26 protein-coding genes and 2 other annotated features are annotated in these 26,153 nt (G+C 40.4%); all 26 genes read left to right on the forward strand.

The window, feature by feature from the left end:
• Positions 1 to 63 precede the first annotated feature (63 nt).
• The 26 genes from radA to rpsG all read left to right on the forward strand — a co-directional run bounded on the left by radA (position 64) and on the right by rpsG (position 26,131).
• On the forward strand, positions 64 to 1,440 hold the full coding sequence (gene radA / locus NSU19_RS00655; RefSeq protein WP_130156460.1) for a DNA repair protein RadA: 1,377 nt from the start codon (positions 64 to 66) through the stop codon (positions 1,438 to 1,440).
• Between the two features lie 3 nt (positions 1,441 to 1,443).
• Positions 1,444 to 2,505: a DNA integrity scanning diadenylate cyclase DisA gene (disA, locus tag NSU19_RS00660; protein ID WP_066247900.1), complete on the forward strand. Its 1,062-nt coding sequence runs from the start codon at positions 1,444 to 1,446 to the stop codon at positions 2,503 to 2,505.
• A 99-nt stretch (positions 2,506 to 2,604) separates the two neighbouring features.
• Complete coding sequence (locus NSU19_RS00665) at positions 2,605 to 3,699, forward strand: PIN/TRAM domain-containing protein (RefSeq protein ID WP_339198285.1); 1,095 nt, start codon at positions 2,605 to 2,607, stop codon at positions 3,697 to 3,699.
• Positions 3,700 to 3,714: 15 nt separating this feature from the next.
• Positions 3,715 to 4,407 carry a 2-C-methyl-D-erythritol 4-phosphate cytidylyltransferase gene (gene ispD, locus NSU19_RS00670; RefSeq protein ID WP_063387134.1) on the forward strand — a complete coding sequence of 231 codons (693 nt, stop codon included), beginning with the start codon at positions 3,715 to 3,717 and terminating at the stop codon, positions 4,405 to 4,407.
• Positions 4,404 to 4,883, forward strand: coding sequence for a 2-C-methyl-D-erythritol 2,4-cyclodiphosphate synthase (gene ispF, locus NSU19_RS00675; RefSeq protein WP_339198288.1), 480 nt, complete (start codon positions 4,404 to 4,406; stop codon positions 4,881 to 4,883). The genes ispD and ispF overlap by 4 nt, the downstream gene beginning before the upstream one ends.
• 71 nt (positions 4,884 to 4,954) lie before the next feature.
• The gene (gene gltX / locus NSU19_RS00680) at positions 4,955 to 6,415 is read left to right on the forward strand and encodes a glutamate--tRNA ligase (protein ID WP_063387136.1); all 1,461 of its coding nucleotides are present in this window, start codon (positions 4,955 to 4,957) and stop codon (positions 6,413 to 6,415) included.
• 42 nt (positions 6,416 to 6,457) lie between these two features.
• Positions 6,458 to 6,691, forward strand: a binding site (T-box leader).
• Between the two features lie 65 nt (positions 6,692 to 6,756).
• Positions 6,757 to 7,407, forward strand: coding sequence for a serine O-acetyltransferase (cysE, locus tag NSU19_RS00685; RefSeq protein WP_063387137.1), 651 nt, complete (start codon positions 6,757 to 6,759; stop codon positions 7,405 to 7,407).
• A complete protein-coding gene (gene cysS / locus NSU19_RS00690) occupies positions 7,404 to 8,801 on the forward strand; it encodes a cysteine--tRNA ligase (RefSeq protein ID WP_339198292.1) in 1,398 nt (465 codons plus the stop codon). The genes cysE and cysS overlap by 4 nt, the downstream gene beginning before the upstream one ends.
• A 2-nt stretch (positions 8,802 to 8,803) precedes the next feature.
• Positions 8,804 to 9,232, forward strand: coding sequence for a Mini-ribonuclease 3 (locus NSU19_RS00695; protein WP_327873331.1), 429 nt, complete (start codon positions 8,804 to 8,806; stop codon positions 9,230 to 9,232).
• Positions 9,180 to 9,965, forward strand: a complete 786-nt coding sequence (gene rlmB / locus NSU19_RS00700; protein WP_339198296.1) for a 23S rRNA (guanosine(2251)-2'-O)-methyltransferase RlmB — start codon at positions 9,180 to 9,182, stop codon at positions 9,963 to 9,965. Before NSU19_RS00695 ends, rlmB begins: the two co-directional genes overlap by 53 nt.
• 3 nt (positions 9,966 to 9,968) lie before the next feature.
• Complete coding sequence (locus NSU19_RS00705; protein WP_063387141.1) at positions 9,969 to 10,484, forward strand: NYN domain-containing protein; 516 nt, start codon at positions 9,969 to 9,971, stop codon at positions 10,482 to 10,484.
• A 79-nt stretch (positions 10,485 to 10,563) separates the two neighbouring features.
• Positions 10,564 to 11,217, forward strand: coding sequence for an RNA polymerase sporulation sigma factor SigH (gene sigH / locus NSU19_RS00710; RefSeq protein ID WP_063387142.1), 654 nt, complete (start codon positions 10,564 to 10,566; stop codon positions 11,215 to 11,217).
• Positions 11,218 to 11,280: 63 nt separating this feature from the next.
• Positions 11,281 to 11,424 (forward strand): 50S ribosomal protein L33, encoded by a 144-nt coding sequence (gene rpmG / locus NSU19_RS00715; protein WP_082829425.1) that lies wholly within the window; start codon positions 11,281 to 11,283, stop codon positions 11,422 to 11,424.
• A gap of 34 nt (positions 11,425 to 11,458) precedes the next feature.
• Positions 11,459 to 11,641 carry a preprotein translocase subunit SecE gene (gene secE / locus NSU19_RS00720; RefSeq protein ID WP_063387143.1) on the forward strand — a complete coding sequence of 61 codons (183 nt, stop codon included), beginning with the start codon at positions 11,459 to 11,461 and terminating at the stop codon, positions 11,639 to 11,641.
• A 116-nt stretch (positions 11,642 to 11,757) separates the two neighbouring features.
• The gene (gene nusG, locus NSU19_RS00725; protein ID WP_063387144.1) at positions 11,758 to 12,291 is read left to right on the forward strand and encodes a transcription termination/antitermination protein NusG; all 534 of its coding nucleotides are present in this window, start codon (positions 11,758 to 11,760) and stop codon (positions 12,289 to 12,291) included.
• Positions 12,292 to 12,471: 180 nt separating this feature from the next.
• Complete coding sequence (rplK, locus tag NSU19_RS00730; RefSeq protein ID WP_063387145.1) at positions 12,472 to 12,897, forward strand: 50S ribosomal protein L11; 426 nt, start codon at positions 12,472 to 12,474, stop codon at positions 12,895 to 12,897.
• Between the two features lie 103 nt (positions 12,898 to 13,000).
• A complete protein-coding gene (gene rplA / locus NSU19_RS00735) occupies positions 13,001 to 13,699 on the forward strand; it encodes a 50S ribosomal protein L1 (RefSeq protein ID WP_063387146.1) in 699 nt (232 codons plus the stop codon).
• 55 nt (positions 13,700 to 13,754) lie between these two features.
• Positions 13,755 to 13,897: a sequence feature (ribosomal protein L10 leader region), on the forward strand.
• 43 nt (positions 13,898 to 13,940) lie between these two features.
• The gene (gene rplJ / locus NSU19_RS00740; protein WP_327857009.1) at positions 13,941 to 14,441 is read left to right on the forward strand and encodes a 50S ribosomal protein L10; all 501 of its coding nucleotides are present in this window, start codon (positions 13,941 to 13,943) and stop codon (positions 14,439 to 14,441) included.
• Positions 14,442 to 14,495: 54 nt separating this feature from the next.
• Positions 14,496 to 14,861, forward strand: coding sequence for a 50S ribosomal protein L7/L12 (gene rplL, locus NSU19_RS00745; RefSeq protein WP_063387148.1), 366 nt, complete (start codon positions 14,496 to 14,498; stop codon positions 14,859 to 14,861).
• Positions 14,862 to 14,965: 104 nt separating this feature from the next.
• The gene (locus NSU19_RS00750) at positions 14,966 to 15,565 is read left to right on the forward strand and encodes a class I SAM-dependent methyltransferase (RefSeq protein WP_339198299.1); all 600 of its coding nucleotides are present in this window, start codon (positions 14,966 to 14,968) and stop codon (positions 15,563 to 15,565) included.
• An 80-nt stretch (positions 15,566 to 15,645) separates the two neighbouring features.
• Positions 15,646 to 17,028 carry a transposase family protein gene (locus NSU19_RS00755; RefSeq protein WP_339198302.1) on the forward strand — a complete coding sequence of 461 codons (1,383 nt, stop codon included), beginning with the start codon at positions 15,646 to 15,648 and terminating at the stop codon, positions 17,026 to 17,028.
• 491 nt (positions 17,029 to 17,519) lie between these two features.
• Positions 17,520 to 21,098, forward strand: a complete 3,579-nt coding sequence (gene rpoB / locus NSU19_RS00760) for a DNA-directed RNA polymerase subunit beta (RefSeq protein WP_339193827.1) — start codon at positions 17,520 to 17,522, stop codon at positions 21,096 to 21,098.
• Between the two features lie 42 nt (positions 21,099 to 21,140).
• Positions 21,141 to 24,743: a DNA-directed RNA polymerase subunit beta' gene (gene rpoC / locus NSU19_RS00765; RefSeq protein ID WP_339198305.1), complete on the forward strand. Its 3,603-nt coding sequence runs from the start codon at positions 21,141 to 21,143 to the stop codon at positions 24,741 to 24,743.
• 111 nt (positions 24,744 to 24,854) lie between these two features.
• Positions 24,855 to 25,103: a 50S ribosomal protein L7ae-like protein gene (locus NSU19_RS00770; protein WP_063387152.1), complete on the forward strand. Its 249-nt coding sequence runs from the start codon at positions 24,855 to 24,857 to the stop codon at positions 25,101 to 25,103.
• A 101-nt stretch (positions 25,104 to 25,204) separates the two neighbouring features.
• A complete protein-coding gene (gene rpsL, locus NSU19_RS00775; RefSeq protein ID WP_063387153.1) occupies positions 25,205 to 25,618 on the forward strand; it encodes a 30S ribosomal protein S12 in 414 nt (137 codons plus the stop codon).
• Positions 25,619 to 25,660: 42 nt separating this feature from the next.
• Complete coding sequence (rpsG, locus tag NSU19_RS00780; RefSeq protein WP_063387154.1) at positions 25,661 to 26,131, forward strand: 30S ribosomal protein S7; 471 nt, start codon at positions 25,661 to 25,663, stop codon at positions 26,129 to 26,131.
• The last annotated feature ends 22 nt before the right edge of the window (positions 26,132 to 26,153 follow it).

A 26,153-nucleotide genomic window follows, 5' to 3' on the forward strand; every position in this document is an offset into this window, starting at 1 on the left:
ACGTATGCCCCTCTCTTTCATTATATTGTCGTTTATCGATTGAACAAAGTGGGGAATAACCGAATGTCAAAGATCAAATCAAAATTTATTTGTCAATCGTGCGGATATGAATCGCCGAAATGGATGGGAAAATGTCCAGGGTGCGGCGAATGGAATTCAATGGTTGAAGAAGTTATCAAGCCAAAGGGAAAACACCGCATTGCTTTTAGTCATTCCGAATCATCCACTGTCAGCAAACCTTCTCCAATTCATCAAATCCAAGCTGCGCAAGAACCTAGAATGCTTACAGGACTTCATGAGTTTAACCGCGTATTGGGAGGCGGAATTGTAAAAGGGTCTCTCGTTTTAATTGGAGGGGATCCTGGAATTGGAAAATCCACTCTCTTATTGCAAGTCTCCTCACAGCTGGCAGAGAGAGGGAACGATGTTTTATACATTTCGGGAGAAGAATCTTTAAAACAGACAAAACTTCGCTCCGACCGACTCGGGGTAAAAGGCGAAAGACTTTTCGTGCTTTCTGAAACGGACTTAGAAATCATCATTCAATCCATAATGGAAACTGAACCGGCTTTTGTCATCATTGATTCCATTCAAACGATTTATAACAGTGAAATTGCTTCTGCTCCTGGAAGCGTATCTCAGGTTCGAGAATGTACGGCTGAATTAATGAGATTGGCAAAGACAAAAGGAATTCCGATTTTTATTGTCGGTCATGTAACAAAAGACGGCACAATTGCAGGGCCGCGCATTTTAGAACATATGGTTGATACTGTATTGTATTTTGAAGGTGATCGACACCATACGTACCGAATTTTACGGGCAGTTAAAAACAGGTTCGGATCCACTAACGAAATAGGAATTTTTGAAATGAAGGAAGCAGGTCTTAAAGAAGTGCTCAACCCGTCAGAAGTGTTTTTAGAAGAGCGTGCAAAAGGGGCATCTGGTTCAACAGTAGTCGCTTCCATGGAAGGGACAAGACCTGTTCTAGTCGAAATACAAGCTTTAATCACCCCGACAAGCTTTGGAAACCCAAGAAGGATGGCAAATGGGATTGATCATAATCGTGTTTCTTTGTTGATGGCGGTATTGGAAAAACGTGTTGGTTTATTGCTCCAAAACCAAGATGCCTACTTAAAAGTTGCCGGCGGGGTGAAATTAGACGAGCCTTCAATTGACTTGGCAATTTGCATCAGTATAGCTTCAAGCTTTAAAGATGTTCCGACGAACATTTATGATGTTTTTGTAGGTGAGGTTGGTTTAACAGGAGAAATTAGAAGGGTTTCACGAATTGAACAGCGTGTACAAGAAGCTGCCAAACTGGGATTTAAGCGGATTTTTTTACCGAAAGCCAATCTGGGCGGTTGGAAATGGCCGGAAGATATAGAAATTGTCGGTGTGCAAAACATTTCAGAAGCGCTCGAACTTGCAATAGGGGGATAAGCTATGAAACAAGAAAAATCGCTTAAGGAAATCTTGCAATTTGTAGCCCCAGGCACACCAATCCGGGAAGGAATTGAAAACGTGCTGCGCGCAAAGACCGGGGGGCTAATTGTTGTAGGATATAACGAAAAAATCAAACAAATTGTAGACGGGGGATTTTATATCAATTGCCCTTTTTCCCCCGCCTATTTATATGAACTAGCTAAAATGGATGGAGCCATTATTTTAAGCGACTCAGGGCAAAAAATTTTATACGCAAACGCACAGCTCGTTCCGGATACGAGCATAGAGGTAAGAGAAACAGGCATGAGGCATAGAACAGCTGAACGAGTAGCAAAGCAAACAGGAAATCTCGTAATTGCTATTTCTGAAAGAAGAAATGTCGTCACATTATATTTTGGCAATTCCCGCTATGCTTTGAGGGATATCGGCGTCATTTTGACGAAGGCCAATCAAGCTTTGCGGACGTTGGAAAAGTATAAATCTGCCACTGACCAATCCATTAATAATTTAGGATCTTTAGAGTTTGAAGATTTAGTCACGATCGATGAAGTGATCCAAGTTTTACATAGAATAGAAATGGTGCTGCGAATTAAGAGTGAAATTATTAATTATATTTACGAACTCGGTACAGAAGGGCAGCTGATTCAGCTTCAGATGACCGAGCTTTTAGCAGATATTGAAAAAGAAGCGGCTCTGCTTATCAAAGATTACAGCATGGAGCGGCTGAATGATCCTATTCCTGTATTAAAGCAGCTGCAAGAATTGTCCAGCTCAGCATTATTGGATGATGCGGTTTTATTGAAGCTGCTCGGATATCCCCATTTTACCAATATGAATGAACCTGTTGTTCCTCGAGGTTACCGGTTTTTGCATAAAATACCAAAGCTTCCTTCCGTTATTATTGAAAATTTAGTGACAACCTTTGAAAATTTGAAACAAATTGCAAATGCTACCGTAGAAAAGCTTGATGAAGTGGAAGGAATAGGTGAAGTTAGGGCGAGGAAAATTAAGGAAGGATTAAGGCGCCTCCAAGATCAGTATAACATTGCAAGGGAGCTCTAACACATCCTTTACAGTAATTTATCAATATTTTTACAATCCTTGTTTTTAGATGTTTGAAAGGTTTGAAAGTGTATATAATGAAATAAAGGAGGTGGAGGTATGTTAAAACGAATTGTTCAAATATTTTTCTTTTTTGTTGGCGGAACGTTAGGTGTTTTGTTTATACCGGAATTATTATTTCTCTTAAATCTTGATGATGTTCCATTTCTGATGACACCATATACATTGGCGATATTAGGTGCAATTTTATTTTATATAACCTCCTTCTGGCTAGTGGATTATGTGGTGAATTGGATAAAATTTATAGAAGAGAAATTAGTGAAAGCTCCGGTTACGGATGTATTATTTGGCAGTTTAGGATTAATTTTTGGTCTGATTATTGCTTATTTAATTGGAATTTCATTATCTGAACTTCCATACCCAATTATCAATAACATTGTTCCGATCTTTTTAACCATAATTTTAGGATATTTAGGTTTTCAAATCGGATATAAAAAGCGCGACGAACTGTTGAACTTGTTTTCGATTACAGCAAGAATCAGCAAGAAGAAAGCCTCTCAAGAAGAAGAGGAAAATGTTGAAAAGAAAAGCTTAAAAATATTAGATACAAGTGTTATTATAGATGGCAGGATTGCAGATATTTGTCAAACAGGTTTTTTAGAAGGGACCATTATTATTCCTCAATTTGTGTTGGAGGAACTTCAGCATATAGCGGATTCTTCAGATGTGCTAAAAAGAAATCGAGGAAGAAGAGGTCTGGATATTTTAAATAAAATCCAAAAAGAGCTGGACATTCAAGTGGAAATATGGGAAGGCGACTTCGAAGATATACAAGAAGTCGACAGCAAGCTTGTAAAACTGGCAAAAATCATTCAAGGCGTTGTGGTCACAAACGATTTCAATTTAAATAAAGTATGTGAGCTCCAAAACGTCTCTGTTTTGAACATCAACGATTTAGCCAATGCGGTAAAACCGATTGTACTACCAGGGGAAGAGTTAAATGTCCAAGTAATTAAGGATGGAAAAGAGCATAACCAAGGTGTTGCTTATCTTGATGATGGCACGATGATTGTTGTCGAGGACGGAAGGGACTATATCGGGAAAAATATTGACATTCTCGTTACAAGCGTTCTTCAAACATCTGCCGGACGAATGATTTTTGCAAAGCCAAAGCTGCTGGAAAAAGCATTGTAATAAGGGAGAAAGAAGATGGAATATCGGGTTGTCATACCAGCTGCAGGGCAAGGGAAAAGAATGAGGGCAGGAAAAAATAAACAGTTTATCAAACTTAATTCTTTACCTGTGATTGTTCATACTTTAATGGTGTTTGAAAAAGATCCTCAATGCACCGAAATTGTTCTAGTCATAAACGAGAAAGAGCGTGAAGAATTTCTTTCTTTACTGAAAAAATATAAAATAAAAAAAGTGCAAAAACTAGTTCCCGGAGGACAGGAACGCCAATATAGTGTTTACAACGGGTTAAAAGCTGTTGAAGAAGATGGTATAATATTAATTCACGACGGTGCAAGGCCTTTCATTCGCAGGGAAACCATTCATCAGCTTGTTGAAAAGGCTCATTTAGAGGGCGCAGCGGTCGTAGCCGTTCCTGTAAAGGATACTGTGAAAAGGGTTCGCAATATGGAAGTCATTGATACTGTTGAACGTTCTAGCTTGTGGGCAGTTCAAACGCCACAAGCTTTTCGTCTTTCCATCGTATTAAAAGCTCATGAAGCGGCCAATAGGGATCAATTTGTAGGAACAGACGATGCAAGTCTTGTAGAAAGAATTGGCGAAAAAGTTTGTATTGTACATGGGGATTATTCAAATATAAAGCTTACAACCCCTGAAGATTTGATTTTTGCCCGTGCGATTTTAGAGAGTGAAAGAGGGGAAAGGGAATGATTCGGATTGGACAAGGTTTTGATGTTCATCAGCTTGTGGAAGGAAAACCGCTTGTGATCGGTGGAGTCAACATTCCTTATGAAAAAGGATTGCTTGGACATTCTGATGCTGATGTTCTTCTTCATGCATTGACAGATGCCTGCTTGGGAGCGATTGGAGAAGGAGATATCGGCAAGCATTTTCCTGATACGGATCCTGCATATAAAGATATTGACTCGGCGAAATTGCTTCAAGAGGTATGGAACTTGGTAAAGGAGAAAGGCTATATATTAGGCAATGCGGATTGTACAATTATTGCTCAAAAACCAAAAATGGCGCCTTACATCCATCAAATGCGTACTAGAATTGCGGAGCTCTTGGAGGCTGAACTTGACCAAGTGAATGTTAAAGCAACGACGACGGAGGAGCTTGGGTTTACAGGACGCGGGGAAGGAATCTCTGCACAGTCAATCGTTTTATTGCAAAAGAAAAAGTAATCTTTGAACATCAATGGTTTGGTGGTACAATATTTTAAAGAATTACGGTTTGATTATTGGAGGGACAAAATATGGCTGACAACGGAATACGGGTTCGCTATGCACCGAGTCCGACGGGGCATTTACATATTGGAAACGCACGCACTGCATTATTTAATTATTTGTTCGCTAGAAGCCAAAATGGGAAATTTATTATCCGAATTGAAGATACCGATCAAAAGCGGAATATCGAAGGAGGAGAACAAAGCCAGCTTTTTTATTTAAAATGGCTTGGAATTGATTGGGACGAAAGCATAGACAAGGGCGGAGATTACGGTCCTTATCGACAATCGGAGCGGACAAGCATTTATAAAAAATATTATGAAGAGCTCTTGGAAAGAGACTTGGCGTATAAATGTTATTGTACGGAAGAGGAGCTTGAAAACGAGCGTCAAGCGCAAATCGATCGCGGTGAAATGCCAAGATATTCAGGGAAATGCGCGCACCTTTCTAAAGAACAGCAAGAGGCACTCGAAAAAGAAGGACGGAAACCAAGCATTCGTTTCCGGGTTCCAAAAGGAAAAATATATAAATGGAACGATATCGTAAAAGGAGATATTTCTTTTGAGTCCGATGATTTTGGGGATTTTGTCATCGTGAAAAAAGACGGAACACCGACTTATAATTTTGCCGTCGCCGTCGACGATCATTTAATGGAAATCAGTCATGTGTTGCGCGGAGAAGACCATATCTCCAATACACCGAAGCAAATGATGATTTATGAAGCTTTTGGATGGGAGCCGCCTGTTTTTGGTCATATGACGTTAATCGTCAATGAAAACAGAAAAAAATTAAGCAAGCGTGATGAGAGCATCATTCAATTTATTGAACAATATGCTGAATTAGGGTATCTGCCTGAAGCGCTCTTTAATTTTATCGGTTTGTTAGGATGGTCTCCTGTTGGGGAAGAAGAGATTTTCAGCAAAGAAGAGTTTATTAAAATTTTTGATCCAAACCGATTATCAAAATCACCTGCTGTTTTCGATACACTGAAATTAAAATGGATGAACAATCAGTACATGAAAAAGCTTGATCTCGAAAAAGTAGTCGACCTTTCGCTGCCCCACCTTGTAAAAGCCGGGCGCATCAGTGAAAATATGTCAGAAGATGAAAGAGATTGGGTGCAACGTCTCATTTCCCTGTATCAAGAGCAAATGAGCTACGGTGCAGAAATTGTCGAATTAAGCGAAATGTTTTTTAAGGAAGAGATAGAGATCGATGAAGAAGGAAAACTTGTGCTTCAAGAAGAACAAGTTCCTTCCGTGTTAAGCGCATTTTTGGAAGAAGTGAAAGCAATTCAAGATTTCAAAGCAGATGAAATCAAAAAAGCGATTAAGTCAGTTCAAAAAGCGACAGGTCAAAAGGGGAAAAAATTGTTCATGCCGATTCGCGTTGCGACGACCGGGCAGACACACGGTCCTGAGCTGCCGCTTGCCCTTGAGCTCTTAGGAAAAGAAAAGATTATCACAAGGCTGGAAAAAGCACTAGATTAACTTTTTAAAAAAATTGTAATATAGTATGTATGAACAGATGACGGAAAAACGTTGAGAAGGAGAAGTAAGAAAGCAAACGGCTTTTCAGAGAGAACCTCCTTTGGCTGAAAGAGGTTTAAGCACGCGCTTTCTGAAATGCCCCTTCGAGTCTTTTGTCGAAACCAGCGGGAGTAGACAAAAGCGGAGACTCACCGTTATAAGAGTTAAAGTTGAGGGAAAAGAAAAGCTATACTTTTCCCTAAACAGAGTGGAACCGCGCTTATTTGCGTCTCTGTATCTACAGAGGCGCATTTCTTTTTCAGTAGGGTATTATGATTACTTTTTATGGGAGGGAGAAAAATATGTGGAAAATATTAAAAGAAGATGTGGAAGTCGTTTTTGACCAAGACCCTGCTGCGAGATCTTATTTAGAAGTGATCTTAACTTATTCAGGCCTTCACGCCATATGGGCTCATCGGTTGGCGCATGCGTTTTACAAACGGAAATTATACTTTATCGCCAGGGTCATTTCGCAAATAAGCCGCTTTTTCACGGGAATTGAAATCCACCCTGGTGCCAAAATCGGTCGTCGTTTTTTCATCGATCATGGCATGGGTGTCGTTATTGGCGAGACTTGTGAAATTGGCGATAATGTTACTGTATATCAAGGAGTTACATTAGGCGGAACAGGTAAAGAAAAGGGGAAACGGCATCCTACCATCAAAAATAACGTTCTCATTGCAGCTGGCGCGAAGGTATTAGGATCTATTACGATTGGAGAAAACTCGAAAATTGGCGCAGGTTCCGTCGTTTTGCGCGATGTTCCGGATAATTCGACTGTTGTAGGCATTCCGGGGAGAGTTGTTGTGCAAAACGGGAAAAAGGTGAGAAAAGATTTAAATCATAGAGATTTGCCGGATCCTATTTCAGATAAATTAAAAGAGCTTGAAAAAGAAATAGGAAAATTAAAGGCAGAATTAGATAATCTGAAAAAAAAGGAGGGCGTTCAATGAGTATCAAAATTTATAATACATTATCCAGGAAAAAGGAAGAATTTATTCCTTTAGAGGACAACAAGGTAAAGATGTATGTTTGCGGTCCTACCGTTTACAACTATATTCACATCGGAAATGCTAGACCAGCCATTGTATATGATACAGTTCGTCGATATTTGGAGTACAGAGGGTACGATGTGAAATATGTGTCGAATTTTACCGATGTGGATGATAAATTGATTAAAGCTGCAAATGATTTGGGCGAAACGGTTCCGGAAATTGCAGAACGATTTATTAAGGCCTATTTTTCTGATATTGATGCACTGGGATGCAAAAGAGCGGATGTTCATCCTCGTGTAACGGAAAATATGGAGACAATCATTGAATTCATCCAAGCTCTCATTGACAAAAATTATGCCTATGAAGTCGACGGAGATGTGTATTATAAAACACGGTATTTTAAGGAATACGGAAAGCTTTCGCATCAATCAATAGATGAGCTTCATGCCGGTGCCAGAATACAAATTGGCGAAAAAAAGAGAGATCCGCTTGATTTTGCACTTTGGAAAGCAGCAAAAGAAGGGGAAATTTCATGGGATAGCCCTTGGGGAAAAGGACGTCCTGGCTGGCATATTGAATGCTCCGCAATGGCAAGAAAATATTTAGGGGATACAATTGATATTCATGCAGGCGGCCAAGATTTAACTTTTCCGCATCATGAAAATGAGATCGCACAATCCGAAGCGCTTACCGGCAAACCTTTTGCGAAATATTGGATGCATAACGGTTATATTAATATCAACAATGAGAAGATGTCTAAATCACTCGGAAATTTTATTCTTGTTCAAGACGTTTTAAAGCAGTATGACCCACAAGTATTTCGATTTTTTATGCTGTCTGTACACTACCGACATCCTATCAATTATTCGAAAGAACTTTTGGATAGTACAAAAAACGGATTGGAAAGAATCCGCACCTCATATATCAATTTAAAGCATCGGCTGGAAAGTAGTGCGAATCTCACTAATGATGATGAAAAATGGCTGGAAGAAATCAGCCGGCTAAAGAAGGAATTTATTCATGAAATGGACGACGATTTCAATACGGCGAATGCTATATCTGTCATTTTCGATTTAGTGAAAAATGCAAACTATTATTTGGAAAGAAAAAACACCTCCGAAAAAGTAATTAAGGCATTTTTGCAGCTATTTAATGAATTTGGCGATGTATTAGGTTTGACATTTGATGTTCAAGAGCTGCTGGACGAAGACATTGAAAGGCTGATAAACGAGCGAAATCAAGCTAGAAAAGAAAGAAATTTTGCTTTAGCCGACAAAATTCGAGATCAGCTCAAGGAAATGAACATTATATTGGAAGATACGCCTCAAGGAACAAGGTGGAAAAGAGGATAAATATGATTGAGCTTGAAAAAATAAAAGAAGCACGGCAGCTTAACGGTCTTGTTTTAGCATATATGGGCGATGCTGTATATGAAGTATTTGTCAGGCATCATCTGTTATCAAAAGGAACTGTCAAACCGGGCCAGCTTCATAAATTGGCGAAGTCGTTTGTTTCAGCCAAAGCGCAGGCAGCGATTTTAAAAACATTAACTGACAACGGCTTTTTCAATGAAGAAGAGCTGGAAATAATGAAAAGAGGGCGAAATGCCAAATCAAACACGGTGCCGAAAAATACCGATGTACAAACATACCGATACAGCACGGCTTTCGAATCTTTAATCGGCTATCTTTTTTTAACAGGTGATCAAGATCGGCTAAACGACGTTATAGATGCTGCAATGGCTGCAACATACGAGAAAGGGGGAGTTGAACGTGGCGGATGAATATATATACGGGAAGAATTCGGTTATCGAAGCATTGAAATCGAACAGGGATATTAACAAAGTGTTTATTGCGGAAAATTCATATACTAAACAAGCGCAGCAAATTATAATGCTGGCGAAAAATAAAGGGGTAGCAGTTCAATTCGTTCCAAAGAAAAAGCTCGATCAGATCGTTTCGGGCAGCCACCAAGGAGTCATTGCGCAAGTTGCTGCATATAAGTATACGGATTTTGAAGATTTGTTCAAATTGTCTGACGAACGCGGGGAAGCGCCCTTTTTTCTGATTCTAGATGAAATTGAAAATCCGGCAAATCTCGGCTCGATTATGAGAACAGCTGATGCTGCTGGAGTACACGGCATTATTATTCCAAAGAACCGGGCGGTCGGTTTAACCAATGTAGTGGCAAAAACGTCAACGGGAGCAATTGAATATGTTCCCGTAGTCCGCGTGACAAACTTGGCACGCACGATTGACGAGCTGAAAAACAGAGGTATATGGATTTACGGCACTGATGCAAAAGGGGAAGACGATTATCGGACAATTGACGGGAAACTGCCCGTTGCATTAGTAATCGGCAGTGAAGGGAAAGGAATTAGCCGCTTAGTAAAAGAAAAGTGCGACTTCCTTGTGAAAATCCCGATGGTTGGTCATGTTACTTCTTTGAACGCCTCCGTTGCTGCCAGTCTATTAATGTATGAAGTTTTTCGTAAACGGCGGCCATCAGGAGAGTAACCAATGGATATTTTATTAGTCGATGGATACAACATTATTGGTGCTTGGCCTGATCTGCAAAAATTAAAAGATGAAAACAATTTGGAGGATGCAAGGAAGATCCTGATCAACAAGATGGCCGAATATCAAGCATACACGGGGATGAAGGTGATTGTCGTTTTTGATGCTCATTTAGTGAAAGGAATTGAAAAAAAATATTTAGATAATCGCGTGGAAATAATTTTCACGAGAGAAAATGAAACCGCTGATGAACGGATTGAAAAGCTGGCCAAAACATTAAAAAATATTAAGACGAAAATTTATGTAGCAACATCCGACTATATAGAACAATGGACGATTTTTTCCCAGGGAGCTTTGAGAAAATCGGCGCGCGAGCTATATAACGAAGTGGTGTCTATTGAAGAAAGCATTCGAAAAAAAATTCAGCAAATTCAGGGCGAGCGCCCCGCTTCGAAGATTCGCCTTTCTTATGAAGTTGCCGAAAGGTTCGAAAAATGGAGAAGAGGAGATTTATCGTAATTTTGACATAAGTTGACGTTTATGGAAATCTTACAGTATAATATTTCTAATAATTGTATGCGCGGTCGGGGTGATTTGCATGAGTGTTCAAGACAACAAGGGGGAAAAAATAAAAAAATTGCAGAAGCTTGAAGATGAACAAATTGTAGAGCTCGTCCACAAAGGCGACAGCGCTGCATTAGATTTCTTGATTACAAAATACCGGAACTTTGTGCGGGCCAAGGCAAGATCCTACTTCCTCATCGGGGCGGATCGTGAGGATATAATTCAAGAGGGGATGATTGGATTATATAAAGCGATTCGTGACTTTAAAGAGGACAAGCTTACCTCCTTTAAGGCTTTTGCCGAGTTGTGCATTACCCGCCAAATGATTACTGCCATTAAAACTGCTACCCGTCAAAAACATATTCCTCTAAACTCGTATGTTTCATTGGATAAACCCATTTATGATGAAGAATCAGATCGCACACTGATGGATGTAATATCTGGTGCAAAAGTAATGGACCCAGAAGAGCTCATCATTAACCAGGAAAAGTTTGATGATATAGAATTGAAAATGGGGGAAATATTATCTGATCTTGAACGGAAAGTGTTGTCCCTTTATTTGGAAGGCCGTTCCTATTTAGAAATTTCAGAAGAATTGAACAGGCATGTGAAATCTATTGACAATGCCTTGCAGCGGGTGAAAAGAAAGCTAGAAAGATACTTAGAGCTGAGGGAATTTACTTCATAACTCATTGACATAAAAATTGCCATTATGTTACTGTTTAATAGAGTAAGTATCGGTAGGTGCAATATGAGGAAAAAAATAGTTCTAGCTTGTTCTCAATGCGGCAGCCGAAATTATTCAACGATGAAAAAGGCGACCGAAGAACGGTTGGAAATCAAAAAGTTTTGTAAAACGTGCCAAGCTCATACCACTCATCGGGAAACAAAGTAAATTGCACGATTCTTGGATTTCTGGAGGTAAACAAATGCAGCGCTTGACTGGATTTTTTCGAGATGTCGTAAAAGAAATGAAAAAGGTCAGCTGGCCGAAAAGAAAGGAATTGGTTCGCTATACGATTACGGTCATTACAACGGTAGCCTTTTTTGCTATATTTTTTGCTATTGTCGACTTAGGAATTTCTGAGTTATTAAGGCTTATTCTTGAATAAAAGCCTTTTATCCATGATATAATAGATATTATTCATAAGTCCGTCAGTAAACCCGGTAAACGGGTTTTTTCATTGCCTAAAAATGAAATGGGGAGGGAAGGACAAGGTCCTCTGATATGGAAAAGAACTGGTATGTTGTGCATACATATTCCGGCTATGAAAATAAAGTAAAAGCGAATTTAGAAAAACGCGTAGAGTCAATGGGCATGCAGGACAAAATTTTTCGTGTGATCGTCCCTGAAGAAGAAGAAATGGATATGAAAAGCGGAAAGAAAAAAGTGACGAAAAAAAAGGTTTTCCCTGGGTATGTTTTAGTAGAGCTCATCATGACGGATGATTCATGGTATGTGGTTCGCAACACTCCCGGAGTTACCGGATTCGTCGGCTCTGCAGGGTCTGGATCTAAACCAACTCCGCTTTTGCCGGAAGAAGTACAGGCAATTTTCAAACGCATGGGAATAGAAGAGGCTCGTGTGGAAGTTGATTTTGAATTAAAAGAAACGGTAAAAGTAAATGACGGCCCGTTTGCTAATTTCACGGGCGTTATCGAAGAAATCGATACAGATAGAAAAAAAGTCAAAGTTCTCGTCAATATGTTTGGGCGTGAAACACCAGTTGAACTAGATTTTTCCCAAGTTTCCAAATTGTAAAATGTAGAAAAACAAACTTGAAATCATTAATTAAAAATGGTAATATTTCTTAAGTCGATATGTCTCTGAAAGAGACTGAATGATGCATTAATCTTTCTCTCATTCATATAAAGAAGGATGTTGCATGAGTGGGAGGGTTTTACCCTATTACCACATCACGGACTTAAGGAGGTGTGTCTCGTGGCTAAAAAAGTGATTAAAATCGTGAAATTGCAGATTCCTGCAGGTAAAGCTAATCCTGCGCCGCCAGTAGGACCTGCTCTCGGTCAAGCTGGGGTTAATATCATGGGATTCTGTAAAGAGTTCAACGCTCGCACGGCTGATCAAGCTGGCTTAATTATTCCTGTTGAAATTACGGTATTTGAAGACCGTTCATTTACATTTATTACGAAAACTCCGCCTGCTGCCGTTCTTTTGAAAAAAGCAGCTGGAATTGAATCAGGTTCTGGTGAACCGAATCGTAATAAAGTGGCAACAATTAAACGCGATAAAGTTCGCGAAATTGCCGAAACGAAAATGCCTGACTTAAATGCAGCTAGCGTTGAAGCAGCAATGCGTATGGTTGAAGGCACAGCCCGAAGCATGGGCATTGTGATCGAAGACTAATCAATATGCATTGGTGTAGTAGGTTGCGAGTTTGTTTATTCAAGTTCGCAACCTTTATTCGTGGGAGGTTATTCCGCTAAAACCACATAAGGAGGAAAATGATATGGCAAAAAGAGGTAAAAAATATTTAGAAGCTGCAAAGCTTGTTGATCGTTCAAAAGCTTATGACGTAAAAGAAGCAATTGAATTAGTAAAGAAAACGAATATCGCAAACTTTGATGCGACAGTTGAAGTTGCATTCCGCCTTGGCGTTGATCCTCGTAAAAACGATCAGCAAATCCGCGGGGCTGTTGTGCTGCCGAACGGTACAGGTAAAACACAACGTGTATTAGTGTTCGCTAAAGGGGAAAAAGCAAAAGAAGCGGAAGCTGCTGGTGCGGACTATGTCGGCGACAGCGACTACATCAATAAAATTCAACAAGGCTGGTTTGACTTCGATGTTGTTGTGGCTACCCCTGATATGATGGGTGAAGTCGGTAAACTTGGACGTATTTTAGGTCCTAAAGGTTTAATGCCAAACCCTAAAACAGGAACGGTAACATTTGAAGTTGAAAAAGCTGTCAAAGAAATTAAAGCTGGTAAAGTCGAATACCGTGTAGATAAAGCTGGGAACGTTCATGTTCCAATCGGAAAAACTTCTTTTGACAGTGAAAAATTAGTTGAAAACTTTACAACAATTTACGACGCACTATTAAAAGCAAAACCGGCAGCGGCAAAAGGCACTTACATGAAAAACGTTTCTGTAACGTCTACAATGGGCCCTGGAATTAAAGTAGATCCTTCCAGCTTTGTCGTGAAATAATAAACCGGTTTGACAAGCAGGATATATTTTAGTAAAATAAAAATGTTGTGTAATTAAATAGAATTCATTTATACCGTAGACAGTAGGTGCCGAAAGGCTTAATATCCTACCGAGGTGTATGATATAGATTAAGCGGAACGTTTGCTTATTTGTACAATACCTCCATGTCTGCGGGCATGGAGGTATTTCATTTCACCAGCGGTATAAGTGTTCATTTTCAATTTGCAGGAGGTGTAAACAAATGAGCAGCGCAATTGAAAAGAAGAAACAGATCGTTGAAGAAATTGCAGCCAAATTCCGTGAAAGCGTCTCTACTGTTATCGTAGATTACCGCGGTCTTAATGTAGCGGAAGTAACGGAATTGCGCAAAAAACTTCGTGAAGCAAATATAGAGTTCAAAGTTTACAAAAATACGTTAACTCGCCGTGCTGTTGAACAAGCAGAAATTTCTGGATTAGAAGAAGTGCTGACTGGTCCAAACGCTATCGCATTTAGCACTGAAGATGTCGTGGCGCCTGCTAAAATTTTGAATGATTTTGCAAAAGAGCATGAAGCGCTTGAGATTAAAGCTGGCGTCATCGAAGGCAATGTTGCAACAGTTGATGAAATTAAAGCGATTGCTGACCTTCCATCTCGCGAAGGCTTGCTTTCTATGTTGCTTTCTGTACTGCAAGCTCCTATTCGCAACTTTGCACTTGCAACAAAAGCAGTTGCAGATCAAAAAGAAGAGCAAGGCGCTTAAAGCAAATTTTCGTATGAAACTATTAGCAATTTAAAACATAAGGAGGAAAAACAAATGACAAAAGAACAAATTATTGAAGCGATAAAAGAAATGACTGTTCTTGAACTTAACGACTTAGTAAAAGCAATCGAAGAAGAATTTGGCGTAACTGCTGCTGCTCCTGTTGCTGTGGTTGGTGGCGCTGGCGGTGGTGAAGCTGCTGCAGAAAAAACTGAATTCGATGTTATTCTTGCTAATGCAGGTGCACAAAAAATTAAAGTTATCAAAGTTGTTCGTGAAATCACTGGCCTTGGCTTAAAAGAAGCAAAAGAATTAGTTGACAACACTCCAAAACCATTAAAAGAAGGCGTATCTAAAGAAGAAGCTGAAGAACTTAAAGCAAAACTTGAAGAAGTTGGAGCAGAAGTTGAAGTTAAGTAAAAGCTGTTAAATAAATAGAAAAGCTCGCTGATTCATTGGCGGGCTTTTCTTTTATGTATGAATTTCTGCCCGTAGAAAATACTCCTAAAAAAGGGGTGCAGAAAATGAGCGAACATTATTTTTCGGAAAAACCGGAAGTGGAAAGCAATAGGAGAAAAATTGAGTGCACGTTGAGAAATCATCCATTTGCGTTCATGACCGACCGCGGAGTTTTTTCAAAACGGGAGGTTGATTTTGGAACGCAGCTATTAATTGAAACTTTCGCTGCTCCCGAAATTCCAGGAGATATTTTGGATGTAGGCTGCGGATACGGACCGATCGGATTGTCAATTGCAAAATCGGAACCCGATAGAATGATTGATATGATCGATATAAATGAAAGGGCAATCGAACTTGCAGAACTGAATGCTCGAATAAACAACATTCAAAATGTCCGTGTGTTTCAAAGCAATTTGTTTGAAAAGCTGGAAGGGAAATGGTATGCTGCTATTTTAGCAAACCCTCCCATTCGGGCTGGAAAACAAGTCGTCCATCATATATTTGAAAAAAGCTTTGATCATTTAAAAGACCATGGAGAGCTTTGGATCGTTATCCAAAAAAAGCAGGGGGCTCCTTCCGCTAAACAAAAGCTGGAGACTCTGTTTCGTTCGGTAGAAGTGGCAGAGAGAAAAAAAGGCTATTATATTTTTAAAGCACAGCCCTGAAGAGTAAAAATTCTTCGAGATAATTCCACCCAAACTTTGCCAAATATGTGATAATAAGGGTATGTAAAAAACCTAATATATTGGCATTTGGGGGGGATTTTTTTATGGTAACGAGGAAGGAAAAGCGTGAAAAGGAAAAAGAGGTAAATTATTTATTCGAGTTGCTAAAAACACAAAATCACTTTTTTAAAAATTTAAACAAATTGCTCAAAACTATTGATGATCCAAGGCACCAAAGCTATATTACCTATGACACGGAAGTCCTTTTGATGATGGTTATTTTGAAAAATGCATGCAACTTAAAAAGTATGCGCGAAATGACAAACGAATTTAATAAGGAAGAGTGCATTAAAAATTTGGGGAAATTGTTGGGGAATGAAGATTTGGAAGAACTGCCCCATTATGACACAATCAATGATTTTTTGGCACGAGTGAACCCGGCAGAACTTGAAAGGATCCGAATCGATATGATCAAGAAATTATTCAAAAAGAGGTGTTTTGAATCCTATCGTATCAATGGGAAATACTGGGGTATTGCCATAGATGGGACCGGTATTTTTACTTTTGACAAAAAACATTGTGAACACTGCCTGAAACGGGAGCGCAAATACATAGACAAGGAAACGGGTGAAGAAAAAATAAAGACCATCTACATGCATCATGTCTTGGAAGCCAAGTTAATTGTGGGAAATATGGTACTAAGTGTGGCCTCCGAGTTTATTGAAAATGAATCAGAGGACGTGGAAAAGCAAGATTGTGAGTTGAATGCTTTTTATCGACTGACTGCTAGACTGAAAGACACCTTTAAAAAACTGCCTATCTGTCTGATTGCCGATAGTCTTTATGCCTGCGAAAATGTATTTAAACAATGCAAGGCGAATAATTGGAACTACTTATTCCGTTTTAAGGAAGATCGTATTAAAAGCATCACCGATGAGTTTCAAGCGTTAAAAAATATGGAAGAGGAGGAAGGCAAGAAAGCCAATGTGGTAAAGATACGTGAAAGCGAACAGCGAGGGGAAATCACCTGGGTGAACGATATTGATTACAGAGGCTTTGGGGTGAATGTTTTCGAATGCGAATTAGAAGATGAAAAAAGAAAACAAAAATTTACCTTTATCACAGATATAAAAATCACAAAAAACAATGCAAAGAAACTGATGAACGCTGGCAGAAGCCGCTGGAGAATAGAGAATGAGGGGTTTAACAGACAAAAAAACCTGCGCTACCACATTGAACACGCAAGCAGCCAAGATTACAATGCCATGAAAAATCACTACCTATTAACCCAAATTACAGAGATTATCATGGTGTTACATGAGCATGGGTCAAAAATATTGAGAAGCATGAAGAAAACGATAAAAGAAATATCCTCGCGATTGTTAGAAGCCTTCCGTGGGCAAACACTAACAGACGAGGATATCGCACAACTGGGAAAACCTATGCAAATTAGGTTTACCTAGCGAATTAATTGTACCAAAGGATGTGATGTTTGGCAAAGAAAAAAAGTTATCCACAACAAACAAAAATAAGTTATCCACATTTTTTAAAAAAATAAGCAAAATTGGTTCTTTTTGACCCTTTTTGTAAATAAATTTAACTGGAAAATTTTACCAACTGTGGATAAGTCGTAATTGCATAATACTACCGAAAATTGATAAATTTACTCCTCATAGCTGTTTAAAGCAAAAAAAGATTGACCTGCAATCCAGGATATGTTAACATTATAAAATGCCAATATATTAATTTCCATTTGTAGCTAAATTTTTTCTTGGATGTATAGAACCAATCCATTAAGGAAAAAATAATAAAATCAACTATTTCTGCGCAGTGGTTTTCTTTTTTCATAAAGAAAATCCTTTTTCTTTTTACTTGTAATAGTATTTATTTTATTATATAAAACATGGAATGCTATTTACAAGATATTATTATGCTGATTTGAGGGGTGACTCAGTTGACAAGTCAACTAGTTCAGTACGGACGACACCGCCAACGCAGAAGTTATGCGCGTATTAAAGAAGTGTTGGAATTACCTAATCTTATTGAAATCCAAACCTCTTCGTATCAGTGGTTTCTTGATGAGGGTCTTCGTGAAATGTTTCAAGACATATCTCCTATCGAAGATTTCACTGGTAACCTCTCGCTTGAGTTTATTGACTACAGCTTAGGTGAACCGAAATACTCCGTTGAGGAAGCAAAAGAACGCGATGTTACTTATTCTGCTCCGCTGCGGGTAAAAGTGCGCCTAATTAATAAAGAAACAGGCGAAGTGAAAGATCAAGATGTATTTATGGGCGATTTTCCGCTTATGACGGAAACCGGCACATTTGTGATCAATGGTGCAGAACGAGTTATTGTTTCCCAATTAGTCCGTTCACCTAGTGTTTACTACAGCGACAAAATTGATAAAAACGGTAAGAAGGGCTTTACAGCTACCGTCATTCCAAACCGTGGCGCTTGGTTAGAGTACGAAACAGATGCAAAAGATGTTATATATGTCCGCATTGATCGCACTCGCAAATTACCAGTTACGGTTCTTTTACGTGCCCTTGGGTTTGGCTCTGATCAAGAAATCATCGATGTGTTCGGAGAAAATGAATATTTAAGAAATACGTTGGATAAAGACAATACCGAAAGCCCAGAAAAGGCGCTTCTTGAAATTTACGAACGCCTGCGTCCTGGTGAACCGCCAACAGTTGAAAATGCAAAAAGCTTATTGATCTCCCGTTTCTTTGATCCAAAAAGATATGATTTAGCAAGTGTCGGCAGATATAAAATTAACAAGAAACTTCATATCAAAAACCGACTCTTTAATCAACGATTAGCAGAAACTCTAGTCGACCCTGAAACTGGAGAAATCATTGCTGAAAAAGGAACTATTATTGATAGAAGAACACTGGATAAAATTTTGCCTTACCTTGAAAAAGGAATAGGGTTTAAAAAATTCACTCCTGATGGTGGAGTAGTTGATGAAGACATCACGTACCAATCTATTAAAATTTATGCTCCAAACGATCCGGATGGAGAAAAAATTCTCAACGTTGTTGGCAACGCAAACATTGATGAAAGTGTAAAAAACATTACGCCAGCAGACATTATTGCGTCCATCAGCTACTTCTTTAATTTGCTATATGGAGTAGGAAATACAGATGATATTGACCATCTAGGAAACCGCCGTCTTCGTTCGGTAGGGGAGCTTTTGCAAAACCAGTTCCGAATCGGACTTTCACGGATGGAGCGTGTTGTGAGGGAAAGAATGTCCATTCAGGATGCCAATACGATTACTCCGCAGCAATTAATCAACATCCGTCCAGTAATTGCGGCCATTAAAGAATTTTTTGGCAGCTCCCAATTGTCCCAATTCATGGATCAAACAAATCCTCTTGCAGAACTGACGCATAAGCGCCGTTTATCTGCATTGGGACCTGGCGGACTCACACGTGAACGAGCAGGCTTTGAAGTTCGCGACGTCCATTATTCCCATTATGGACGCATGTGTCCAATTGAAACGCCTGAAGGTCCAAATATCGGATTGATTAACTCATTATCAACATATGCAAAAGTAAACCGTTTCGGTTTTATTGAAACGCCGTATAGAAGAGTTGACCCTGAAACAGGGAAGGTAACAGACCGAATTGACTATTTGACAGCTGACGAAGAAGATAACTATGTTGTTGCTCAGGCTAACGTGCCAGTAGCAGAGGATGGAACGTTTTTAGAAGATAATATTGTTGCCCGTTTCCGCGGGGAAAACATAGTGGTGAAAAAAGACCGTGTCGACTACATGGACGTTTCGCCTAAGCAAGTTGTATCAGCAGCAACAGCTTGTATCCCGTTCTTGGAAAACGATGACTCCAACCGTGCATTAATGGGTGCGAACATGCAGCGCCAAGCTGTTCCTTTGCTTCAACCAGAAGCGCCTATTGTTGGTACCGGAATGGAGTATGTATCGGCTAGAGACTCTGGAGCAGCTGTCATCTGCAAGCACGCAGGCGTTGTCGAACGAGTTGAAGCCAACAGAATTTTAGTTCGCCGTTATGAAGAAGTGGACGGCCAAAAGGTTAAAGGTGATCTCGACGAGTACAAATTGTTGAAATTCGTCCGTTCCAACCAAGGAATGTGCTACAATCAGCGCCCAATTGTATCTGTTGGAGACGAAGTCGAGAAAGGCGAAATTTTAGCTGACGGTCCTTCCATGGAAAAGGGAGAGCTTGCTTTAGGCCGAAATGTACTTGTCGCCTTTATGACATGGGATGGATATAACTATGAAGATGCCATCATCATGAGCGAGCGTCTTGTAAAAGAAGACGTCTATACTTCCATCCATATTGAAGAATATGAGTCTGAATCCCGTGATACAAAATTGGGTCCGGAAGAAATCACTCGTGATATTCCAAATGTCGGAGAAGACGCTCTTCGCAACTTGGATGAACGAGGCATTGTCCGCATTGGAGCAGAAGTTAAAGACGGCGACTTGCTTGTTGGGAAAGTAACGCCAAAAGGAGTTACAGAACTGACTGCTGAAGAACGATTATTGCACGCTATTTTTGGAGAAAAAGCACGTGAGGTTCGTGATACATCACTTCGTGTTCCGCATGGGGGCGGAGGTATTGTTCTTGATGTAAAAGTGTTTAACCGTGAAGACGGAGATGAACTGCCTCCAGGTGTCAACCAGCTGGTGCGTGTATACATTGTACAGAAGCGTAAAATCTCTGAAGGGGATAAAATGGCAGGCCGCCATGGAAACAAAGGGGTTATTTCCCGAATTCTCCCTGAGGAGGACATGCCGTTTTTGCCGGATGGAACACCAGTTGACATCATGTTAAATCCATTAGGAGTACCTTCCCGGATGAACATCGGGCAAGTATTGGAATTGCACCTAGGAATGGCGGCTAAGAAGCTGGGCATTCATGTTGCAACTCCGGTATTCGATGGTGCGACAGAAGAAGATGTATGGTCAACAATTGAAGAAGCTGGGATGGCCCGTGATGCGAAAACGGTCCTTTACGACGGCCGCACTGGGGAACCTTTCGATAATCGCGTGTCTGTCGGAATCATGTATATGATCAAACTGGCGCACATGGTTGACGATAAACTGCATGCTCGTTCCACAGGTCCATACTCGCTTGTTACACAGCAACCGCTCGGCGGTAAAGCACAGTTCGGTGGACAGCGGTTCGGAGAAATGGAGGTTTGGGCTTTAGAAGCCTATGGAGCAGCATATACATTGCAAGAAATCCTTACTGTAAAATCAGACGATGTTGTCGGTCGTGTAAAAACATACGAGGCAATCGTAAAAGGCGAAAATGTGCCTGAACCTGGAGTTCCTGAATCTTTCAAAGTATTAATTAAGGAGCTTCAAAGCTTAGGACTGGATGTTAAAATTCTCTCAAGCGATGAACAAGAAATCGAAATGAGAGAATTGGAAGATGAGGTAAATTCCACCCAGTCAGATGGCCTCTCTTTAACGACTGATACAATCGAAGAGGAAGTTGTTGATAAAGAAGAAAAAGATGCAGTTGCCAAAGAGTAAAGGAATTTTTTGCTACGGAAGATAAAAAGGGAGGTAGGCCCCTTGCTGGATGTAAATAATTTTGAGTATATGCACATCGGTCTTGCTTCACCTGATAAAATTCGTTCATGGTCATATGGTGAAGTGAAAAAACCAGAAACGATCAACTATCGTACTTTAAAGCCTGAAAAAGACGGTTTGTTTTGTGAACGTATATTCGGTCCGACAAAAGATTGGGAATGCCACTGCGGAAAATATAAACGGGTTCGCTATAAAGGCGTAGTATGCGATCGATGCGGTGTTGAGGTTACGCGAGCAAAAGTGCGTCGGGAGAGAATGGGGCACATCGAACTTGCTGCCCCTGTCTCTCATATTTGGTATTTCAAAGGGATTCCAAGCCGTATGGGACTAGTTCTTGACATGTCACCTCGAGCATTGGAAGAAGTTATTTATTTTGCCTCTTACGTCGTGACAGATCCTGGGGACACACCACTTGAAAAGAAACAGCTTTTATCTGAAAAAGAGTATCGCACATACCGCGAGAAATACGGAAATGCCTTCCAAGCATCAATGGGTGCGGAAGCAATTAAAAAATTATTGCAAGATATCAATCTTGATAAAGAAGTAGAAGCGTTAAAAGAAGAGCTTAAATCTTCTCAAGGCCAGCGGCGCACAAGAGCGATTAAACGCCTTGAAGTGATGGAAGCATTCAGAAATTCCGGAAATGACCCTTCATGGATGGTGTTGGATGTACTTCCTGTCATTCCGCCTGAATTGCGGCCGATGGTTCAATTGGATGGCGGACGCTTTGCAACTTCCGATTTGAACGATTTGTATCGCCGTGTTATTAACCGAAACAATCGTTTAAAAAGACTGTTGGATCTTGGAGCGCCAAGTATCATCGTGCAAAATGAGAAACGGATGCTTCAAGAGGCTGTTGACGCACTTATTGACAATGGACGCCGTGGTCGTCCAGTTACTGGACCGGGAAATCGTCCACTGAAGTCACTCTCTCATATGCTGAAAGGAAAGCAAGGACGCTTCCGTCAAAACCTGTTAGGAAAACGGGTTGACTACTCTGGACGTTCCGTTATCGTTGTCGGCCCAAATCTGAAAATGTATCAATGCGGTTTGCCAAAGGAAATGGCGCTTGAGCTCTTTAAGCCTTTTGTCATGAAGGAGCTTGTTGAAAAAGGGCTGGCACATAACATTAAAAGCGCCAAACGGAAAATTGAACGCGTCCATCCTGAAGTTTGGGATGTGTTGGAGGAAGTCATTAAAGAACATCCGGTTCTGCTTAACCGGGCACCGACTTTGCACAGATTAGGAATCCAAGCGTTCGAACCAACGTTAGTCGAAGGGCGCGCCATTCGTCTACATCCGTTGGTATGTACAGCCTATAATGCTGACTTCGACGGTGACCAAATGGCTGTTCACGTTCCGTTATCGGCAGAAGCACAAGCAGAAGCAAGGCTGTTAATGCTTGCGGCTCAAAACATTTTAAATCCGAAAGACGGAAAACCGGTTGTTACGCCTTCACAAGATATGGTGTTGGGGAACTATTACTTAACAATGGAACGTGAAGGAGCGATCGGAGAAGGGAAAATTTTCAGAGATCCTGATGAGGCGCTCATTGCCTATCAAAACGGCCATGTACATTTGCATACACGAATTGCAGTACATGCCGGTTCCTTAAAGAACGAAACATTTACAGAAGAACAAAATAAAAAGCTTCTGATCACAACGGTAGGAAAATTAATATTCAACGAAATACTGCCGAATTCGTTCCCGTATATTAATGAGCCGTCAACTAAGAACATTCAAGAATGCACGCCTGATAAATATTTTGTTGATCCGGCACAGGTAGATGTGCGGGAGCACATTAAAAACCAAGAAATCATTCCGCCATTTAAAAAAGGAATTTTAGGAAAAATTATTGCCGAAGTCTTTAAGAGATTCCATATTACTGAAACATCGAAAATGCTTGACCGCTTAAAAGATTTAGGCTTTAAATATTCGACTAAAGCCGGAATTACAATCGGTGTTTCTGATATTGTTGTGTTGGCGGAAAAAGAAGCAATTTTAAAAGAGGCGCAAGCTAAAGTTGACAATGTCTTGAAGCAATTCAGACGCGGATTAATCACTGAAGATGAGCGGTACGATCGTGTTATCTCTATTTGGAGTGCTGCTAAAGACACCATTCAAAGCAAGCTGATGAATTCATTAGATAAGCGGAATCCGATTTTCATGATGAGCGATTCAGGAGCTCGCGGAAATGCATCTAACTTCACGCAGCTTGCGGGAATGCGCGGACTGATGGCTAACCCTGCTGGACGAATTATTGAGCTTCCAATTAAATCGAGTTTTAGAGAAGGTTTGACAGTGTTAGAATACTTCATCTCGACCCATGGTGCCAGAAAAGGTCTGGCAGATACAGCATTAAAAACTGCTGACTCCGGTTATTTAACACGCCGCCTTGTAGATGTTGCGCAAGATGTGATTATTCGTGAGGAAGACTGCGGAACAGACAGAGGAATTTTAGCGAGAGCGCTGAAAGACGGTTCAGAAGTTATCGAAAAACTCGAGGAACGGATTATCGGACGATATGCAAGAAGATCGGTTATTCATCCTGAAACGGGCGAAGTGCTTGTCAGGGAAAATGAAATGATTACCGAAGACATAGCAGCTCAAATTGTCAATGCAGGGATAGAAGAAGTTTGGATTCGCTCTGCATTCACATGTAATACAAGACATGGTGTATGTAAAAAATGTTATGGACGGAACTTGGCTACCGGCACTGATGTCGAAGTAGGCGAAGCGGTAGGAATTATCGCTGCTCAATCGATCGGAGAGCCGGGTACACAGCTGACGATGCGTACTTTCCACACCGGTGGGGTTGCCGGCGACGACATTACCCAAGGTTTGCCGCGTGTTCAAGAATTGTTTGAAGCCCGTAATCCAAAAGGGCAAGCGGTTATTTCAGAAATTGACGGGGTAGTTGCTGAAATTAATGAAGTGAGAGATAAGCAGCAAGAAATTGTCGTCCGCGGTGAAGTGGAAACACGCACATACATGGCGCCATTTAACGCCCGCTTAAAAGTAGCTGTGGGGGACCGTGTAGAGCGCGGCCAAGAAATTACGGAAGGTTCAATAGATCCAAAAGAATTGTTGAAAGTAAAAGACATTTTAGCCGTTCAAGAATATTTGCTTCGTGAAGTGCAAAAAGTGTACAGAATGCAAGGTGTGGAAATCGGCGATAAGCATATTGAAGTAATGGTGCGGCAAATGCTGCGGAAAGTCCGTGTCATCGATTCCGGCGATACGGATGTTCTGCCGGGAACACTCCTTGACGTTCATCAATTTACAGAAGCGAATAAAAAGGTGCTTTTGGAAGGAAAACGCCCTGCAACAGGACGGCCGGTATTGCTCGGTATTACAAAGGCATCGCTTGAAACGGAGTCCTTCTTGTCTGCCGCATCATTCCAAGAGACAACACGCGTATTAACGGATGCGGCCATTAAAGGAAAACGGGATGAACTGTTAGGCTTGAAGGAAAATGTTATTATCGGTAAGCTTGTTCCGGCTGGAACAGGAATGCAGCTCTATAGAAAAATAAAACCGGTCATGAATAAAAAATCCGTTGACGAAACGATTTCGGTTGAATAATTGTCGGGGAAAAGATGGATGCCGTAAAATGCACAGTTGACATCCATCTTTTCCAATGTTAATATTATCAAGGTGTGTAAATATCACCTGTCACTTTGGAGGATATGAAATATGTCTTATGAAAAAGTAGCACAGGCTGAAAAGATTATTATTGGTACAAAGCAAACAGTGAAAGCTCTGAAAAATGACACTGTAAAGGAAGTTATCATTGCAGTGGATGCTGACCCGAAAGTGACAAACAAAGTGGTTCAGCTGGCTGAAGAGAAAGAAGTTCCTTTAATTAAGGTCGATTCTATGAAGAAGCTCGGAAAAGCTTGCGGAATAGAAGTTGGAGCGGCAGCTGTTGCAATTATAAAATAAACATTGTTTTTGTAGATTTCTGCAAAAACAATTGTTTTTACCAAATTATGAACCGCCTGGATGTGTGGGTTTGAAAAAACGTTTGAAGGGAGGAAATGTATATGCCTACAATTAACCAATTAGTGCGAAAAGGCCGCACGCGCAAAGTAGTAAAATCAAAATCTCCTGCGTTAAACAAAGGATACAACAGCTTCAAAAAAGAACAAACAAATTTATCTTCGCCGCAAAAACGAGGAGTATGTACACGTGTTGGAACAATGACACCTAAAAAACCAAACTCAGCTCTTCGTAAATATGCACGTGTCCGCTTGTCAAACGGAATTGAAGTAACAGCTTATATTCCGGGGATCGGACATAACCTGCAAGAGCACAGCGTTGTGCTAATCCGCGGCGGACGTGTAAAAGACTTGCCTGGTGTCCGCTATCATATCGTACGCGGAGCTCTTGACACAGCTGGAGTTGAAAACCGTAAGCAAGGCCGTTCCAAATATGGAACGAAACGTCCTAAAAACTAAAAGATAATATAATAAATACAGAATGAAGGGAGGAATTTAGTGATGCCACGTAAAGGACCTGTACCAAAACGTGACGTACTACCAGATCCAATTTACAATTCAAAATTAGTAACTCGTCTGATTAATAAAATCATGATTGACGGTAAAAAAAGCAAAGCGCAAAAAATTCTTTACAATGCATTTGATATCGTGAGAGAACGAACTGGCAAAGATCCAATGGAAGTGTTTGAACAAGCATTGAAAAATATTATGCCAGTATTAGAAGTTCGTGCACGCCGTGTAGGGGGCGCAAACTACCAAGTACCTGTAGAGGTTCGTCCTGAACGCCGCACAACTTTGGGTCTTCGCTGGTTAGTAAACTATGCCCGCCTTCGTGGTGAAAGAACGATGGAAGAACGTCTTGCGGCTGAAATCATTGACGCAGCAAACAACACAGGTGCGGCAGTGAAAAAGCGTGAAGATACACATAAAATGGCTGAAGCGAATAGAGCATTTGCACATTATCGCTGGTAATAAACATAATATTTATCAATAC

Origin of the sequence: Aeribacillus sp. FSL k6-2211 (genome assembly GCF_037966125.1) — a bacterium.
GTDB lineage: Bacteria > Bacillota > Bacilli > Bacillales > Aeribacillaceae > Aeribacillus > Aeribacillus composti.

Coding starts and splice junctions, on each gene's coding strand:
- NSU19_RS00750 (WP_339198299.1), top strand. CDS start 14,966: ATGAGCGAACATTATTTTTCGGAAAAACCGGAAGTGGAAAGCAATAGG.
- nusG (WP_063387144.1), top strand. CDS start 11,758: ATGGAAAAGAACTGGTATGTTGTGCATACATATTCCGGCTATGAAAAT.
- cysS (WP_339198292.1), top strand. CDS start 7,404: ATGAGTATCAAAATTTATAATACATTATCCAGGAAAAAGGAAGAATTT.
- disA (WP_066247900.1), top strand. CDS start 1,444: ATGAAACAAGAAAAATCGCTTAAGGAAATCTTGCAATTTGTAGCCCCA.
- secE (WP_063387143.1), top strand. CDS start 11,459: ATGCAGCGCTTGACTGGATTTTTTCGAGATGTCGTAAAAGAAATGAAA.
- NSU19_RS00705 (WP_063387141.1), top strand. CDS start 9,969: ATGGATATTTTATTAGTCGATGGATACAACATTATTGGTGCTTGGCCT.
- NSU19_RS00665 (WP_339198285.1), top strand. CDS start 2,605: ATGTTAAAACGAATTGTTCAAATATTTTTCTTTTTTGTTGGCGGAACG.
- cysE (WP_063387137.1), top strand. CDS start 6,757: ATGTGGAAAATATTAAAAGAAGATGTGGAAGTCGTTTTTGACCAAGAC.
- NSU19_RS00695 (WP_327873331.1), top strand. CDS start 8,804: ATGATTGAGCTTGAAAAAATAAAAGAAGCACGGCAGCTTAACGGTCTT.
- NSU19_RS00770 (WP_063387152.1), top strand. CDS start 24,855: ATGTCTTATGAAAAAGTAGCACAGGCTGAAAAGATTATTATTGGTACA.
- ispD (WP_063387134.1), top strand. CDS start 3,715: ATGGAATATCGGGTTGTCATACCAGCTGCAGGGCAAGGGAAAAGAATG.
- rplA (WP_063387146.1), top strand. CDS start 13,001: ATGGCAAAAAGAGGTAAAAAATATTTAGAAGCTGCAAAGCTTGTTGAT.
- rplL (WP_063387148.1), top strand. CDS start 14,496: ATGACAAAAGAACAAATTATTGAAGCGATAAAAGAAATGACTGTTCTT.
- radA (WP_130156460.1), top strand. CDS start 64: ATGTCAAAGATCAAATCAAAATTTATTTGTCAATCGTGCGGATATGAA.
- rpsL (WP_063387153.1), top strand. CDS start 25,205: ATGCCTACAATTAACCAATTAGTGCGAAAAGGCCGCACGCGCAAAGTA.
- sigH (WP_063387142.1), top strand. CDS start 10,564: ATGAGTGTTCAAGACAACAAGGGGGAAAAAATAAAAAAATTGCAGAAG.
- rlmB (WP_339198296.1), top strand. CDS start 9,180: ATGCTGCAATGGCTGCAACATACGAGAAAGGGGGAGTTGAACGTGGCG.
- ispF (WP_339198288.1), top strand. CDS start 4,404: ATGATTCGGATTGGACAAGGTTTTGATGTTCATCAGCTTGTGGAAGGA.
- rpmG (WP_082829425.1), top strand. CDS start 11,281: ATGAGGAAAAAAATAGTTCTAGCTTGTTCTCAATGCGGCAGCCGAAAT.
- rplJ (WP_327857009.1), top strand. CDS start 13,941: ATGAGCAGCGCAATTGAAAAGAAGAAACAGATCGTTGAAGAAATTGCA.
- rpsG (WP_063387154.1), top strand. CDS start 25,661: ATGCCACGTAAAGGACCTGTACCAAAACGTGACGTACTACCAGATCCA.
- gltX (WP_063387136.1), top strand. CDS start 4,955: ATGGCTGACAACGGAATACGGGTTCGCTATGCACCGAGTCCGACGGGG.